Consider the following 15,912-nt stretch of genomic DNA (forward strand, 5'->3'; position numbering starts at 1 on the left):
GCCCGCCCCCTGTCTCTGGCAGGGGCGGGCGAAGCTATGGGGAAAATGTCAGGGCGCTACAATACGTCCAGCATTTCTGCGACCAGTGGGTGGCGCACCACATCCTTGCCTTCGAGGCGGACGACAGACGCGCCGCCCAGCTTTTCCAGCCGTTCGGCCGCCGTGGCGAGGCCGGAGAATTCCGGCAGTAGGTCCGACTGGGCCGGGTCGCCCGTGATCACCATTGTGGAGTGCCAGCCGAGCCGCGTCAGCAGCATCTTCAGCTGGGTGTAGGTGCAGTTCTGCGCCTCGTCGATCACGATGAAGGCATTGTTCAGTGTACGCCCCCGCATGAAACCGATGGGGGCAATCTCGATCACGCCCTCGGCCAGCATGTGCTTCAACTGTCCGGGCGACAGCCGATCCGACAGCGCGTCATAAAGCGGGCGCAGATAGGGGGCCAGCTTGTCTTCCATCGCGCCGGGCAGGAAGCCGATCTGTTCGCCTGCCTCAACCGCCGGGCGGGACAGGATGATCCGCGCGACCTTTCCTTTCTGCAGGGCCTCCACCGCCTTGCAGACGGCGAGATAGGTCTTGCCTGTTCCCGCCGGGCCGAGCGCGGCGACGAGGGCTTTTTCATCCATCGCCTTCATCAGTTCGGCCTGGTTTTCCGTGCGGGGCTTTACCGTTTTCTGGTATTTCTGCGTACGCCCATTTTCTGCACGCTGATGATCTGCGCGGGTGTCTGAATCGTCCGGGTGCCAGCCCCGGCCGCCTTCTATGGCTTGCAGCTTCGGGCCCTTTCCACGGGCGCCCTCCTCGAACCACGCGTTCAGGTTCACTTCGGAACCGTGCTTCATCCGTTTTGCTGCATTGCGTTTACCCATGGAAGGTCTCCTTGGTTACGGGCAAGAAAAAAGCCACCGGCGGACTCGCGCGATGGCTTGGCGGAAACTGGGAGGAAGAAAAGGCCGTCCGCCCCGTGGGCGGTGTGGCCAGGTCCCGGGATGTATCACCGGGCGGCGGGGTGTGACAGGATCGTGTGATGACCGTCTCCAACTCCGAATCTGTTGATGATTAGAGTGTAGCAAGGTTATCAGAAGATTAAATGAAAATTCCGCCCAGGATAAAAAGAGGAAACCCCATGGCCATTTACGAGATCGACGGAACCCGCCCACAGCTGCCCGAGAGTGGCAATTACTGGGTGGCCGAAAATGCGCAGGTCATGGGCAATGTTGTCCTGAAGGAGAATGCGTCGATCTGGTATGGCGCAGTGCTGCGAGGCGACAATGACCCGATCACGATTGGCGAGAATTCCAACATCCAGGATGGCAGCGTGCTTCACACGGATGTCGGCTGCCCGCTGACCATCGGGCGCGACGTCACCGTCGGCCACATGGTCATGCTGCACGGCTGTACGATCGGAGACGAGACTCTGATCGGCATCGGCTCCACCATCCTCAACAATGCGAAGATCGGGAAGAATTGCATCATCGGGGCCCATGCCCTGATCCCCGAAGGCAAGGTCATTCCGGATAATTCGCTCGTCATGGGCGCGCCAGGCAAGATCGTCAAAGAGATCTCCGACCACCAGGCTCAGGTGATCAAGATGTCAGCGGTCCATTATGTCGAGAACTGGAAGCGTCACCGCGCCAGCCTGAAGCGGATCGATTAGGAATCCGTCTCGTCAGGGCGCAGGAAGTTCACCGCGAACTCCACGCCGTTCGAGCGCACGACCCGGCCACGCAGATTGCCTGCTGTCACGACTTCGCCGATTGGCGGTGTCTGGAACTGGCCAGTGGTCTTGAAGCTCGCGCCGGTCAGAGAGATGTCCATGACGGTGCACGGGATCTGAAGACCGTCCTTGCGGGCGATGAAGGCCGGGCCACCGGTCGGGAAGCGTGCTGCCGCGCGCTGTTCCGGGGCTTCCATAAGATCCTTGTTGACCAGCCAGCTAAGACGGTCAGCCAGTTTCTTGCGCTTGTGAGGCACGACGTTGAACTCAACGGCAAAGCCATCCTTGGAGGTGCGCACGACCCGGCCCGCCACGCGGCCCAGATCGTCGAAATAGCAGATCACATTGGCCCCATGTTCCGGCACGGTCGCAGCGCGCAGATAGGCGCCAGAGCAGGACAGGTTTTCAGTGACAAGTTGATGGTCTTCACTGGATTCATCCAGGAAGCAGCCTTCAAGTTCCAGGTCGACTCGCTGATACTGGCGGCGATCTTCCTCGTTTTTGATCACGGGGTTGAATTGAGGCACAGACAAATCTAGTGCGGGCATGTGGATTCTCCTGAGTCCGTTACGGCAACCTGTCTGTTCTTCTCCATCAAGCCTTTACTTAGCTGAGTTTCGTTCACAAACTGTTGCGGAAAACAGAAGGATTCACGCCAATCCTTCACCATAAGGTTTATTGGGAGGTCCTCCGGTGCTGGAGACATACGACTATATTATCGTTGGCGCAGGAAGCGCTGGCTGTACACTTGCCAACAGGTTGAGCGAAGATCCGCGCATCAAGGTCTGCCTGATCGAGGCCGGCAAGAAGGATAACAACCTCATGGTGCGGATGCCCGCCGGAGTTGGAAACCTGATCAAGGCTGAGGGGGATTTCAACTGGGGCTTCTGGACCGAGCCGCAGAAGCATATGAACGGTCGCAAGCTCTGGTGGCCACGCGGAAAGGGCTGGGGCGGCTCCTCTTCCATCAATGGCATGGTCTACATTCGCGGCCACGCGCGCGACTATGACCAGTGGGCGCAGATGGGCCTGCGCGGCTGGAGCTTTGCGGACGTGCTGCCTTATTTCAAGAAATCAGAAGGCTATGAAGGCGGCGATAACGACTTCCATGGCGGCACCGGCCCGCTGAAAGTGTCGGAAAGCCCGCTCTCTTCTCCGGTCTATCGCGCCTTCCTTCAGGCAGGCGAGCAGGCAGGCTACAAGAGCACGAAGGATTTCAACGGCGCCGATCAGGAAGGCTTCGGCCGCTATCAGCGCACGATCCACAAGGGCGAACGCTGGAGCGCGTCCTATGGCTATCTGCGTCCCATCGTCGGCGTGCGGGACAATCTCACCGTGATCTCCACCGGTATGGTGACGCGCGTGCTGATCGAGAATGGCCGCGCCACGGGGGTCGAAGTCGTTGAAGGCAAGGGCCGTCTCACGCAGGAGATCCACGCCTCGGGTGAGGTCATCGTCTGCGCGGGCGCGGTGCAATCGCCGCAATTGCTGCAGCTGTCCGGCATCGGCAATCCTGACCATCTCGGCCGGTTCGATATCCAGACCAAGGTGAAGTCCCCGAATGTCGGCCAGAACCTGCAGGACCATCTGGACGTCACCGTCATCCACGAGATGACCCAGCCGATTTCCGCTTACTCCATGCAGAAAGGCATCAAGAAGCTGGGCGTGGGCATCCAGTATCTCGTGAACCAGACCGGTGCTGGTGCCGACAACCACCTTCAGGCCGGCGCGTTCCTGAAGTCCCGCGAAGGGTTGGAGATGCCCGACCTGCAGCTCCACTTCGTGAATGCCATCATGATGGATCACGCCAAGCATCAGGCCAACAAGGATGGCTACACGGTCCATTCCTGCCAGCTGCGGCCGGAAAGCCGGGGCACGGTTTGCCTCGCTTCCGCAGACCCGTTCGCCCATCCGGCCATCGATCCCAATTATCTGGAAGCCGAGGAAGACCGCCGCGCGATGCGGGAGTCGGTGAAGATGATCCGCGATATCTGCGGTCAGAATGCGCTGCAGCCCTTCACCGGCGCCGAGATGATGCCGGGCAAGAGCGTGAAGACAGACGAAGAGATCGACGCCTTTATCCGACGGTGTGGCGAAACGATTTATCATCCCATCGGGACGGTCGCGATGGGAGCGAATGAGGACAGTCCGGTCGACGGGGAGTTGCGTGTGCGCGGTGTAGACGGTTTGCGGGTCGTCGATGCGTCCGTGATCCCGACCCTGATCGGCGGCAATACGAACGCGCCAACCATCATGATCGCCGAGAAAGCGGCAGACATGATCCTCGGCAAGCCGCCACTGGAAGCGGAGGCGCCGGAAACGGTTGCGGCCTGATCAGGCCGCGCCTGCGCTAGTGGTAATTGTTGGCGACCAGCTTCAGCGTTGGCTCGGCAGGTTGGGAGTCTGGCGGTACCAGCATCGCCACGCGGTGACGCCAGATCGGACGCCCTTTGAGTTTCGGCACGCCGCCCAGCGTCTGGTAGAGGCCGAGGAAACGGGTTGCTGAATTCGGCATGCCAGCCTGCTCCAGGGGCATCGTCGTGATCTCCACCTCGACACGCTGGCCTGTCAGGGTTTCGCCGCGACCTCGGATGACACCCGGGGCGCCATCGGTGCGGACAGCCTCCAGGAAGCCGCCAATCATTGCGCGGTCCGGGCCGGTCCAGAGATTGAGGAAGTCGTGATTGGGCAGGGAGCGTCCCAGCAGGTCAGACACGCCGTCACCGGCCGTCCGGAAGATCCAGGCGCCGTCATCGGTTGCCTCGATCATGAAGATGTTGGCGATCAGGTCCGGATGGTCGTTCGCGCGGGGCGTCCGGTCTTCATTGGCAACCGGATCAACGCGCATGCGTTTCCAGGCTTCCAGCATGATGCGGGTGTTCGGATGTATAGACCGGTCTTGCATGATGGGCGTGGGCTCCATTGATAGTTTGTGGGCCCAGCCGGGCCAGCGTCGGAGTCGTAAACCGCAATATATATTCCAGTTAGCAATTCCCCCGGCTGGGGAATTACAGGGGATGAAATCGGGGAATTTCCCCGGTCAGGAAGTTTTCGAAGTGCCCGTACACGGCCATTCGCTCAATTGTGGGACAGGTGAGTCTCGACTCGGAACAGGATGAGACACGAAATTGGAGCGTTGAGGGGAGTTGATTTGATTCGCTTGTGCAATGTCTGGATGGATTGCATGACCGAGCGCGCAAGATCGTGCTCATTTCTTCGTCAAAAGCAGCGTTATGCGGCTGCAACACCACAGTCTCGGCAAAACTCCACTCTTAACTCATGGTGATGCCTTGCCATGCCTACCTGTTTGTTTAGTCCTAGGTAGTACAGCGCAGCTGAAAAAATTCCTCCCAAACCAAAAACAGAAATTTGCTCAAAGGGACCAACACGTGAAATCCAGAAAATTTGTTGTATCGGGTGCACCGAAGTTCAAATCGGCGCTCACCCTCAGCGCGGGCTTTGCCGCGTTCGCCGCTCTCTCCATGCCTGCCATCGCACAAGACGCGCCGGAAGAAGAGAGCCGGACCCTCCAGACTGTCACCATCACGGCCACCAAGCGCGAACAGACGCTGCAGGATGTGCCCGTGGCGGTGTCCGTTGTTGATGAGAGCGTGATCGAGAAGGCCGAGATTGTCGATTTGGGAGATCTGCAATCCGTCGTGCCTTCGCTTCGCGTTAGCCAACAGCAATCCTCCTCCAACACCAACTTCATCATCCGCGGCTTCGGCAACGGCGCGAACAATGCCGGCATCGAGCCTTCGGTGGGTGTGTTCGTCGATGGCGTTTACCGCTCGCGCTCGACCTCCCAGATTTCCGATCTGCCAAACCTGCAGCGCGTCGAAGTTCTGCGCGGGCCGCAATCGACCCTGTTCGGCAAGAACGCTTCCGCAGGTGTCATCTCCATCGTGACGCAGAAGCCGCAATTCGAGTGGGGCGGCAATGTCGAAGGCACGGTCAGCAACTATAATGGCTACCGCGCCGGCGCATTCGTCACCGGTCCTTTGTCTGACACGGTTGCCTTCAGCCTTGGCGGCAATTTCAACACGCGCGATGGCTATGTCGAAGATCTGGGCGATGGCCCGGACACGAACGAGCGCAATCGCTGGGGCATTCGCGGTGACCTGCTCTGGGAACCGAGCGACGACCTCTCCTTCCGCGTGATCGCAGACTATGATGAGATCGACGAAATCTGCTGTGCAGCGTCGAACATCATCAATGGCCCAACAGGGGCGGCGATCCTTGCGCTGGGTGGCAACCTCGTTGCCGAGGACCCGTTCTCCTATGAAGTGGCCTACAATTTCGGATCCGAGAACCTCATCAAGAATAGTGGTATCTCTCTGCAGGGCGACTATGATGCGGGCGCATTCACCGTCACCAGCATCACGTCCTACCGGACGTCTGACCTCAGCACGAACCAGGATTCTGACTTCACCAGCGCAGACCTGCTCGGGCGCAAGTCTGACGATGTCGAAATCGAAACCTTCACACAGGAAGTCCGCCTGACCTCAAACGGCAGTGGCCCGCTGAGCTGGATGATTGGTGGCTTCTACTTCGATGAAACCGTCGATATCGAAAACCAGCTTCTCTATGGCAGCGACATTCGTGGCTATATCGACATTCTGTCGTCTGGCCTGCTGTCATCGCTTGAGCCTGTGGTGTTCGGCGTGCCGACCGGCACCTTCTTCCAGCCAGGCCAAGGCTTCACCGAATTCTATGGGCAGGACGATACGTCTGCTTCCCTGTTCGGTACGATCGACTATGAAGTCACCGACCGCCTGACAGCGACCTTTGGCCTGAACTACACGCAGGTGAACAAGGATGCCTTCTCGAACGCGGTTTCCACGGACACGTTTGCGGCAGTAGACCTGAATACGGCTGCGCCGTTCATCACGCAGGCAACGGCCGGCGGTCTGTTGCTGCAGGCTGGTGTGAACCCGACCGACCCGGCCGCTGTCGCCGCCTTTGCAACGGCGTTCCCGACAGAGTTTGCAACCATTCAGGCAACGGCCGCAGGTGCGCCCGGCGCATTGCAACAGCTGCAATTCCTGCCGCCATTCCTGAACTTCCCGAACGCCGTGGAAAGCGGCTCGACGGATGATGAGGATACGTCAGTCACCTTCCGCCTTGCCTATGACGTGACGGATTCCGTCAACGTGTACGGATCTTATGCAACCGGCTTCAAGGCTTCCTCGTGGAACCTGTCGCGTGACAGTCGTCCAACTCCAGCCGACTATGCGCTCCTTGCACAAGGCGGCCTGTTGCTTCCGAACCTGACCACCGGTACGCGCTTTGCCGGACCGGAAGAATCGAAAGTGTTCGAGCTGGGCGTGAAAGGTGCGTATTCGGACTTTGCGTTTAACGTCGCCATCTTCGACCAGACGATTGAAGGGTTCCAGTCCAACGTCTTCACGGGAACGGGCTTTGCGCTCGCCAATGCGGGTGAGCAATCCACGCAAGGCCTGGAACTGGATGCGCAGTGGAATGCCACCGACAATCTGCTGCTCAGCTTTGCCGGCACGTTCCTTGATCCGGTCTATGACAGCTTCGAGGAATCGGCGAGCGGCGACATTTCCGGTCAGAAGCCTTACGGCATTCCGGAAGTCTCCACATCGACCGCGGCGACATACACATTCAATGTGAAGAACTATGACGCCTTCATCCGCGGTGACTGGCAGTACGAAAGTGAGTCGGATTATTTCGACGAGCCAGCCAACCAGGCACTGATCAATGATCAGAAGAAAGTCAGCACGTTCAACGCATCGGCTGGCCTGACCACAGAATCGGGCTTGAGCTTCACGCTTTGGGGCCGGAACATCTTCAACGACGAGTATATCACCGTGGCGTTCCCGGCTGTGGCCCAGGATGGCTCCATCTCCGGCTATCCGAACCAGCCGGCAACTTACGGCCTGACAGTCCGCAAGACGTTCTAGGGTTCACTCGAATCACGAACTCGAAAGCCCCGCCCATCATGGCGGGGCTTTTTATTTGGGCCGGTAGGCGGTCAACAACACGATTGCGATGACCAGACAGCCCATCTCGAAGCCGACAAAGGTCAGGAATCGGGAAGAGGGCACGTCCCCGGCAATCAGCCCGGCGATGCGGGCGAACATGTAGCCGCCCATATATGTCGTGATGAACCAAAGCGCTGGTCGCACCATGCGCGGGCGAATCAGGCCGGAGAGCGCCAGCAGACCCGCACCGAGGCTGACCCCGCCATAGATGCCGCGCGCTTCATACACGCCATTCTCGCCACCAATCGTAACGCCAAGGCTTGCCGCCATTCCTGTTGGATCAAGCAGGGACCATATTCCGAACGCCAGAAAGCTGGCCGCCATGAGAAAAAGGTAGATACGAATCATCATGCGAGGAGAGCTAGAGCAAACGCAATGATCGGAAAGGGCGGGCCTGCGCGAAGTTCGGCGACGTATTTCTGTCCTTACGGGGTGGATTTTGCCCGTCACGCCCCATCTGATGTGAAGCAAACCGGACAGGAGATCGCTTATGCGCCAATCGCGGCGTGCGCCCCCCATTATCAATGCCCCGCCATTCGTTACGGCGTTGGCCTTGGGAATCATCGCGCTTCACGGCCTGCGGATCCTCGCAGGATCCTCGCTCGACCTGTTCTTTGTGGATCTCGGCGGGGTGTTTCCCGATCGATTCTGGGGATGGATCGCCGGACAACAGGTCCCTGGAGGCTACGCGCCCTATAATAATGCGTTGGAGGCACTGATTCCTTTGGCCGGAACGGCGCTTGTTCATGGCAGCTGGTCACACGTCCTGATGAATACGATCATGCTGATCGCCGTCGGGAAGCCGGTCTATTCGGTCTTTGCGCGGCTCTGGCGCTCTCAACTCAGTGTAAATCTGGCGTTTCTGGGCCTATTTGTGGCTGCGGTCGTGGGTGGCTCTCTCGCGCATCTTGCGACTCACTACCCCTCTGGTCCGCCGGCCATTGGCGCGTCTGGTGGTGTTTCAGGGCTGATTGCTGCGGCTTTGATGATCCAGAACGGCCTGCCCGCGCAGCTTCTGGAGCGCCGATTCCTTTCGGCCAGCGCCGTATTCCTTGTGGGTAACATCGTTCTGGCATTCCTCGGGCCGTCATTGTTCGGGTCCGCAATCGCCTGGCAGGCCCATATTGGCGGCTATGTAGCGGGCGCAGTGCTGTTTCGCTTCATGGTGCGCCATGCAGGACGCGCACGATTCGGCACCTGATCGCGTCTTCCAGGGAAATATGGTAGGCTCCTACCATACGAGGCACCCAAAAAGGGGCCCAAACGCCAGGGAGGACGTGGATGACCATAGACCAAATTCTGAAAGACAAGGGATTCGCCATCATTTCGGTGAGTGCCGGAGAGACATTGGCGGCTGCAGCGCAAACGCTGGATGCCAAGAGAATCGGCGCGGTCGTCGCGCTGGATGATGATGGCAGCATTGTCGGGGTACTTTCAGAGCGGGATATTGTCCGCCATGTGGCCCGGCAGGGCGCTAGCGCACTGAACTTGAATGTCGGCGACGCGATGACACGCGACGTAATCACGGTGGAATCCAGCTCCAAAATAGACGATGCGCTTCAGCTGATGACGGATCGCAGGATTCGTCACTTGCCTGTTTTGACCGGCGGGAAGCTGGCCGGTGTGATCTCGATTGGAGATTTGGTGAAGTGGAAGATCGCGGAAACTGAAGCAGAAGCAGAAGCGATGAAGTCTTACCTTTCAGCGCAATACTAGGCGAAAGCCCCCGTATTCATTGGGCTGTTTCAATTCACGCTCCAGACTGGCTGAGTTGCGTCTGAAGTTTCGCTGCAGTTTTGTGATGAAATCCTGCATTAGGGGGTTGCTGGATACGGGGGGCGGGAGTACATCGCCACCTCCGCTGACGAGGCCTTCGGGTTTCGGACGCGGGGCCCGGTGACGGAGCGCCTGACTGGCTACGGAAGTTTTCAATTCTTCCCCAGGCAGGACCCGGTGTCGGTTCCCTGAAATCGCTCGGATCTGCGAGCCGGACATGCTTCGGCCAACGGGATCTTTTGCGTCGTAAACAGGGCAGTTTGGATGGTTAAACATTCTACTGCAGGCGACGCAAAATAGGGTGTTGACGGGAAGAACGGCGGTCCATATAAGCCGCCACTCGCTGACGAGGTCTTCGGATTTCAGAGGCGGCCCGGCAACGGGGTCTGGCCAGATTGGAAGACTTGATTTTCCGTGGACAGACAATGGTGCCGGTTTCCTGAAACGCTCGAATTTGCGGGCCGAATATGCTTCGGCCAACGAGTTCATTTGCGCCAATATTGAAGCGGAAATGGTGTCTGACACCTGACTGCAGAAGAGGCGGAAAAGAGTGTTGACGGGAAGAACGGCGGTCCATATAAGCCGCCACTTCGCTGACGAGATCTTCGGATTTCAGAGGCGTCCCGGCAGCGGGTTTTGATCGGTTCGGAAGTCTAATTCTTCCGCGAGCAAAACAAGGTGTCGGTTTCCTGAAACGCTCGAATATGCGGGCCGAATACTTTTCGGCAGGCAGGTTCATTTGCGCCAAAATTGAAGCGGAAACGGTGGCTGACACCTGACTGCAGAAGGGGCGCAAAAGAGAGTTGACGGAAAGAACGGCGGTCCATATAAGCCGCCACTTCCGCAGAAGATGCCTTCGGGCTTCTGAAGCGGGTCCGCTGAAAAGCTCACCTGGTTGGTGAAAAAGTTCTTGAACTTTTCGTCGAACAGGGGCTATATATGCGGTTCCTCGAAACGCTCGAATTTGCGGGCCGGATCATTTCGGCAGGCGGTTCATTTGCGCTAAAATTCAGGCAGTCCGGATGGTCAAACATCTAACTGCAGAAGGCGCAAAAAAGAGTGTTGACGGGATGATCGGCGGCCCATATAAGCCGCCACTTCCGGACGGGCCCACGGGCTTCTGACGGAGACCTTCGGAGCTTCGGTTCCAGCTGTTTGACATCGTAAGAGATTAGGAAGAGAAACGCAGGCGGCGTGATAGCTTGCGGATAAGGCTTCGGCCTTTCCAAACGATCACGACGGATGCGTTTCTTGAGAGAAAATTCTTTTTCCATCGACCAGGTCATACTGGTCTTTGTGACTAAGGGTTTCTCGTCAAAAGAACGCAATACTTAAATGCTTAACAGCTTGAGTAGCCGTCCATATTCCAATGGATGGTTTTCGTCAGATCAACACTCAACTTGAGAGTTTGATTCTGGCTCAGAACGAACGCTGGCGGCAGGCTTAACACATGCAAGTCGAACGACATAGTGGCAGACGGGTGAGTAACGCGTGGGAACGTACCTTTCACTACGGAATAGCTCTTGGAAACGAGTGGTAATACCGTATACGCCCTCCGGGGGAAAGATTTATCGGTGAAAGATCGGCCCGCGTTAGATTAGCTAGTTGGTAGGGTAATGGCCTACCAAGGCGACGATCTATAGCTGGTCTGAGAGGATGATCAGCCACACTGGGACTGAGACACGGCCCAGACTCCTACGGGAGGCAGCAGTGGGGAATCTTGCACAATGGGCGAAAGCCTGATGCAGCCATGCCGCGTGAATGATGAAGGCCTTAGGGTTGTAAAATTCTTTCGCCAGGGATGATAATGACAGTACCTGGTAAAGAAGCCCCGGCTAACTTCGTGCCAGCAGCCGCGGTAATACGAAGGGGGCTAGCGTTGTTCGGAATTACTGGGCGTAAAGCGCACGTAGGCGGACTTTTAAGTCAGATGTGAAATCCCGGGGCTCAACCTCGGAACTGCATTTGAAACTGGAAGTCTAGAGACCAGGAGAGGTTAGCGGAATACCGAGTGTAGAGGTGAAATTCGTAGATATTCGGTGGAACACCAGTGGCGAAGGCGGCTAACTGGACTGGTACTGACGCTGAGGTGCGAAAGTGTGGGGAGCAAACAGGATTAGATACCCTGGTAGTCCACACCGTAAACGATGAGAGCTAGTTGTTGGCAGGCATGCCTGTCGGTGACGCAGCTAACGCATTAAGCTCTCCGCCTGGGGAGTACGGTCGCAAGATTAAAACTCAAAGAAATTGACGGGGGCCCGCACAAGCGGTGGAGCATGTGGTTTAATTCGAAGCAACGCGCAGAACCTTACCTACCCTTGACATCCCGATCGCGGTTTCCAGAGATGGATTCCTTCAGTTAGGCTGGATCGGTGACAGGTGCTGCATGGCTGTCGTCAGCTCGTGTCGTGAGATGTTGGGTTAAGTCCCGCAACGAGCGCAACCCTCATCCTTAGTTGCCATCACGTTTGGGTGGGCACTCTAAGGAAACTGCCGGTGGTAAGCCGGAGGAAGGTGGGGATGACGTCAAGTCCTCATGGCCCTTACGGGTAGGGCTACACACGTGCTACAATGGCAGTGACAATGGGTTAATCCCCAAAAACTGTCTCAGTTCGGATTGTCGTCTGCAACTCGACGGCATGAAGGTGGAATCGCTAGTAATCGTGGATCAGCATGCCACGGTGAATACGTTCCCGGGCCTTGTACACACCGCCCGTCACATCATGGGAATTGGTTCTACCCGAAGACGCTGTGCTAACTTCGGAGGCAGGCGGCCACGGTAGGATCAGTGACTGGGATGAAGTCGTAACAAGGTAGCCGTAGGGGAACCTGCGGCTGGATCACCTCCTTTCTAAGGATGTTCACGGATTGCTTTGCTCACGCGAAGCTCTGTGGCTCTATAGACAGTCCACTTTGATGGACAAAAAACTATGCGGCTGTCGCGCCGTCTCCGTTTCTCTTCCTTCGTTCGTTGTTCAGGCTTGCCATTGGTGGGTCTGGATACTAAGCGAGCCCCGCGGGCGCTTTATCGCCTGTCTTCGACTTTGACCGCGATGGGCCTGGCCCTGATAGGTCATGGGCCGGTAGCTCAGGTGGTTAGAGCGCACGCCTGATAAGCGTGAGGTCGGAAGTTCAACTCTTCCTCGGCCCACCATCGAAGCCTGCGGCAACGCAGGGCAGGGCATGCGACCTGGCGGGACGCCAGACTATACGGGGCCATAGCTCAGTTGGGAGAGCGCCTGATTTGCATTCAGGAGGTCGTCGGTTCGATTCCGTCTGGCTCCACCATCGCTTCTTGCGAGGGTTACGAACGAAAGAAGTTTAGTCCGTTTCTGGGGCCATTTGGTTCCAGGATATTTGTTATCGTAAGGGAAAGATTGATCCGGCTGGTTTGCCGCTCAGAGCCTTGTGCTCTTGGTATTCCAGCTTCAGCCGATAAACGTGAGTGTCATAGGAGTATGACATCAAAAGCTCACGCCAAAGGGTCAGTCTGCAAGAAACCAACATGTCTGATCGAGATTCAGGTGTGTGGAGCGCAAATGCGTTTTCCACTGCACATGGATTTCAAATAACGATCAAGCGTCAAAAGGGCATCCGGGGGATGTCTTGGCGGTAAGAGGCGATGAAAGACGTGGCACTCTGCGATAAGCACCGGGGAGGCGAGAGCACCCTTTGATCCGGTGATTTCTGAATGGGGAAACCCACCTCCGAGATGTTGGATAATTCGAGCGCTTCGGCGCTCGACGTGTCTAACATTTCAATAGTGAGGTATTTTAACCTGAATACATAGGGTTAAAAAGCGAACCCGGGGAATTGAAACATCTAAGTACCCGGAGGAAAGGACATCAATTGAGACTCCGTTAGTAGTGGCGAGCGAACGCGGACCAGGCCTGGTCTGAAATAAGGAGAAGTATCTGGGAAGGTGCGCCATAGTGGGTGATAGCCCCGTATCCGTAACATGAAGACCTTTTAGAGTAGGGCGGGACACGTGAAATCCTGTCTGAACATGGGGGGACCACCCTCCAAGCCTAAGTACTCCTTACCGACCGATAGTGAACAAGTACCGTGAGGGAATGATGAAAAGAACCCCGATGAGGGGAGTGAAACAGATCCTGAAACCGGATGCCTACAAGCTGATGGAGCTCTTCGGAGTGACATCGTACCTTTTGTATAATGGGTCAGCGACTTAGTGTTGCGTGCAAGCTTAAGCCGTTAGGTGTAGGCACAGCGAAAGCGAGTCTGAATAGGGCGACTGAGTACGTAGCATTAGACCCGAAGGCAGATGATCTAGATATGGGCAGGCTGAAGGTGCGGTAACACGCACTGGAGGGCCGAACCGTTGAACGTTGAAAAGTTCTCGGATGACCTGTGTCTAGGGGTGAAAGGCCAATCAAATCTGCTGATAGCTGGTTCTCCGCGAAATCTATTTAGGTAGAGCGTCACGATTAGACTCTGGGGGGTAGAGCACTGAATGGGCTAGGGGTCCTCACCGGATTACCAAACCTTCTCAAACTCCGAATACCCAGAAGTTATGCGTGGCAGACACACGGCGGGTGCTAACGTCCGTCGTGAAAAGGGAAACAACCCAGACCGCCAATTAAGGCCCCCAAGTAATAGCTAAGTGCGAAACGATGTGGAGGTGCTGAGACAATCAGGAGGTTGGCTTAGAAGCAGCCATCCTTTAAAGAAAGCGTAACAGCTCACTGATCAAGCGCCTCTGCGCGGAAAATGTATCGGGACTAAAGTTATTCGCCGAAATTGCGGACTCGAAAGAGTGGTAGCGGAGCGTTCCGTAAGCCTGTGAAGGTGAACCGTGAGGTTTGCTGGAGGTATCGGAAGTGAGAATGCTGACATGAGTAGCGACAAACAGGGTGAGAGACCCTGTCGCCGAAAGACCAAGGGTTCCTGCGTAAAGCTAATCTGCGCAGGGTTAGCCGGCCCCTAAGGCAAGGCCGAAAGGCGTAGTCGATGGGAACCACGTTAATATTCGTGGGCCAAGGGATGAGTGACGGATTTCGAAAGTTGTATTCCCTTATTGGATTGGGAATGCAGCCTGGAAGTTCCTGGAAATAGCCTCCCATTAAGACCGTACCCGAAACCGACACAGGTGGTCAGGTAGAGCATACCAAGGCGCTTGAGAGAACTATGTTGAAGGAACTCGGCAAATTACCTCCGTAACTTCGGGAGAAGGAGGCCTCACATTGGGCAACCAGTGCTGAGGGGCACAAAACTGGGGGTTGCGACTGTTTATCAAAAACACAGGGCTCTGCGAAGCCGTAAGGCGACGTATAGGGTCTGACGCCTGCCCGGTGCCGGAAGGTTAAAAGGAGAGGTGCAAGCCTTGAATTGAAGCCCCGGTGAACGGCGGCCGTAACTATAACGGTCCTAAGGTAGCGAAATTCCTTGTCGGGTAAGTTCCGACCTGCACGAATGGCGTAACGACTTCCCCACTGTCTCCAACATAGACTCAGCGAAATTGAATTCCCCGTGAAGATGCGGGGTACCCGCGGTCAGACGGAAAGACCCCGTGAACCTTTACTACAGCTTCACAGTGGCATTAAAGAACTTATGTGTAGGATAGGTGGGAGGCTTTGAAGCAGTGTCGCCAGATGCTGTGGAGCCAACCTTGAAATACCACCCTTAATTTCTTTGATGTCTAACCGCGCCCCTGGATGGGGCCGGGACCCTGTGTGGCGGGTAGTTTGACTGGGGCGGTCGCCTCCTAAAGAGTAACGGAGGCGCGCGATGGTAGGCTCAGACCGGTCGGACATCGGTCGTTGAGTGCAATGGCATAAGCCTGCCTGACTGTGAGATCGACAGATCGAACAGAGACGAAAGTCGGTCATAGTGATCCGGTGGTCCCGAGTGGAAGGGCCATCGCTCAACGGATAAAAGGTACTCCGGGGATAACAGGCTGATGATGCCCAAGAGTCCATATCGACGGCATCGTTTGGCACCTCGATGTCGGCTCATCACATCCTGGGGCTGGAGCAGGTCCCAAGGGTTCGGCTGTTCGCCGATTAAAGTGGTACGTGAGCTGGGTTCAGAACGTCGCGAGACAGTTTGGTCCCTATCTGCCGTGGGTGTTGGATACTTGAGAGGATTTGTCCCTAGTACGAGAGGACCGGGATGAACACACCTCTGGTGGACCTGTTGTGGCGCCAGCCGCATTGCAGGGTAGCTATGTGTGGACTAGATAACCGCTGAAAGCATCTAAGCGGGAAACTAACCTCAAAACCAGGTATCCCTGAGAGCCGTGCAAGACCAGCACGTCGATAGGCCGGGTGTGGAAGCGCTGCGAGGCGTGGAGCTAACCGGTACTAATTGCTCGATAGGCTTGATTGTTGAAATTCATGTGTAGTTGAAAGCGTATTTGCTTCTACACAGTCTCGATAAAGAACATGTTGGTAT

9 protein-coding genes, 2 tRNA genes and 2 rRNA genes are annotated in these 15,912 nt (G+C 56.7%); 9 read left to right on the forward strand and 4 right to left on the reverse strand.

Annotated elements, in window-relative coordinates; all coding sequences use genetic code 11:
- Positions 1 to 56: 56 nt before the first annotated feature.
- On the reverse strand, positions 57 to 866 hold the full coding sequence (locus HF931_RS10355) for a PhoH family protein (protein WP_273012361.1): 810 nt from the start codon (positions 864 to 866) through the stop codon (positions 57 to 59).
- Positions 867 to 1,123: 257 nt separating this feature from the next.
- Between HF931_RS10355 and HF931_RS10360 the strand changes: the two genes are divergently transcribed.
- Positions 1,124 to 1,654, forward strand: coding sequence for a gamma carbonic anhydrase family protein (locus HF931_RS10360; RefSeq protein ID WP_035554823.1), 531 nt, complete (start codon positions 1,124 to 1,126; stop codon positions 1,652 to 1,654).
- Here HF931_RS10360 and HF931_RS10365 read toward each other — a convergent pair.
- The gene (locus HF931_RS10365) at positions 1,651 to 2,262 is read right to left on the reverse strand and encodes a PilZ domain-containing protein (RefSeq protein WP_051602885.1); all 612 of its coding nucleotides are present in this window, start codon (positions 2,260 to 2,262) and stop codon (positions 1,651 to 1,653) included. The genes HF931_RS10360 and HF931_RS10365 overlap by 4 nt on opposite strands.
- A 148-nt stretch (positions 2,263 to 2,410) precedes the next feature.
- On the opposite strand from HF931_RS10365, the gene HF931_RS10370 reads away from it, so the two are divergent.
- The gene (locus HF931_RS10370; protein ID WP_420537739.1) at positions 2,411 to 4,048 is read left to right on the forward strand and encodes a choline dehydrogenase; all 1,638 of its coding nucleotides are present in this window, start codon (positions 2,411 to 2,413) and stop codon (positions 4,046 to 4,048) included.
- A gap of 16 nt (positions 4,049 to 4,064) precedes the next feature.
- Here HF931_RS10370 and HF931_RS10375 read toward each other — a convergent pair whose 3' ends face one another.
- On the reverse strand, positions 4,065 to 4,619 hold the full coding sequence (locus tag HF931_RS10375; protein WP_162176016.1) for a PAS domain-containing protein: 555 nt from the start codon (positions 4,617 to 4,619) through the stop codon (positions 4,065 to 4,067).
- A 484-nt stretch (positions 4,620 to 5,103) separates the two neighbouring features.
- Between HF931_RS10375 and HF931_RS10380 the strand changes: the two genes are divergently transcribed.
- Positions 5,104 to 7,644 (forward strand): TonB-dependent receptor, encoded by a 2,541-nt coding sequence (locus HF931_RS10380; RefSeq protein WP_273240013.1) that lies wholly within the window; start codon positions 5,104 to 5,106, stop codon positions 7,642 to 7,644.
- 51 nt (positions 7,645 to 7,695) lie between these two features.
- On the opposite strand, the gene HF931_RS10385 is transcribed toward HF931_RS10380, so the two are convergent.
- On the reverse strand, positions 7,696 to 8,076 hold the full coding sequence (locus HF931_RS10385) for a DUF4345 family protein (protein ID WP_035554827.1): 381 nt from the start codon (positions 8,074 to 8,076) through the stop codon (positions 7,696 to 7,698).
- 139 nt (positions 8,077 to 8,215) lie between these two features.
- Here HF931_RS10385 and HF931_RS10390 point away from each other — a divergent pair, with 139 nt between their 5' ends.
- From HF931_RS10390 to HF931_RS10415, 6 genes are all read left to right on the forward strand, one after another.
- A complete protein-coding gene (locus HF931_RS10390; RefSeq protein WP_035554829.1) occupies positions 8,216 to 8,926 on the forward strand; it encodes a rhomboid family intramembrane serine protease in 711 nt (236 codons plus the stop codon).
- 80 nt (positions 8,927 to 9,006) lie between these two features.
- Positions 9,007 to 9,441, forward strand: coding sequence for a CBS domain-containing protein (locus HF931_RS10395; RefSeq protein ID WP_035554831.1), 435 nt, complete (start codon positions 9,007 to 9,009; stop codon positions 9,439 to 9,441).
- Positions 9,442 to 10,897: 1,456 nt separating this feature from the next.
- A 16S ribosomal RNA gene (locus HF931_RS10400) occupies positions 10,898 to 12,352 on the forward strand.
- A 226-nt stretch (positions 12,353 to 12,578) separates the two neighbouring features.
- Positions 12,579 to 12,655, forward strand: a tRNA-Ile gene (locus tag HF931_RS10405).
- Positions 12,656 to 12,713: 58 nt separating this feature from the next.
- Positions 12,714 to 12,789, forward strand: a tRNA-Ala gene (locus HF931_RS10410).
- A 285-nt stretch (positions 12,790 to 13,074) separates the two neighbouring features.
- A 23S ribosomal RNA gene (locus HF931_RS10415) occupies positions 13,075 to 15,846 on the forward strand.
- Together the 16S and 23S rRNA genes with 2 tRNA genes alongside form the textbook arrangement of a ribosomal RNA operon.
- Positions 15,847 to 15,912 lie beyond the last annotated feature (66 nt).

It is taken from the genome of Hyphomonas atlantica corrig. (assembly GCF_017795365.1).
GTDB classification, from domain to species: Bacteria; Pseudomonadota; Alphaproteobacteria; order Caulobacterales; family Hyphomonadaceae; genus Hyphomonas; species Hyphomonas atlantica.

What these genes read in the sequence shown, in the direction of transcription:
- HF931_RS10365 (WP_051602885.1), bottom strand. Translation starts at nt 2,262, where the DNA reads ATGCCCGCACTAGATTTGTCTGTGCCTCAATTCAACCCCGTGATCAAA.
- HF931_RS10375 (WP_162176016.1), bottom strand. Translation starts at nt 4,619, where the DNA reads ATGCAAGACCGGTCTATACATCCGAACACCCGCATCATGCTGGAAGCC.
- HF931_RS10355 (WP_273012361.1), bottom strand. Translation starts at nt 866, where the DNA reads ATGGGTAAACGCAATGCAGCAAAACGGATGAAGCACGGTTCCGAAGTG.
- HF931_RS10385 (WP_035554827.1), bottom strand. Translation starts at nt 8,076, where the DNA reads ATGATGATTCGTATCTACCTTTTTCTCATGGCGGCCAGCTTTCTGGCG.
- HF931_RS10395 (WP_035554831.1), top strand. Translation starts at nt 9,007, where the DNA reads ATGACCATAGACCAAATTCTGAAAGACAAGGGATTCGCCATCATTTCG.
- HF931_RS10360 (WP_035554823.1), top strand. Translation starts at nt 1,124, where the DNA reads ATGGCCATTTACGAGATCGACGGAACCCGCCCACAGCTGCCCGAGAGT.
- HF931_RS10390 (WP_035554829.1), top strand. Translation starts at nt 8,216, where the DNA reads ATGCGCCAATCGCGGCGTGCGCCCCCCATTATCAATGCCCCGCCATTC.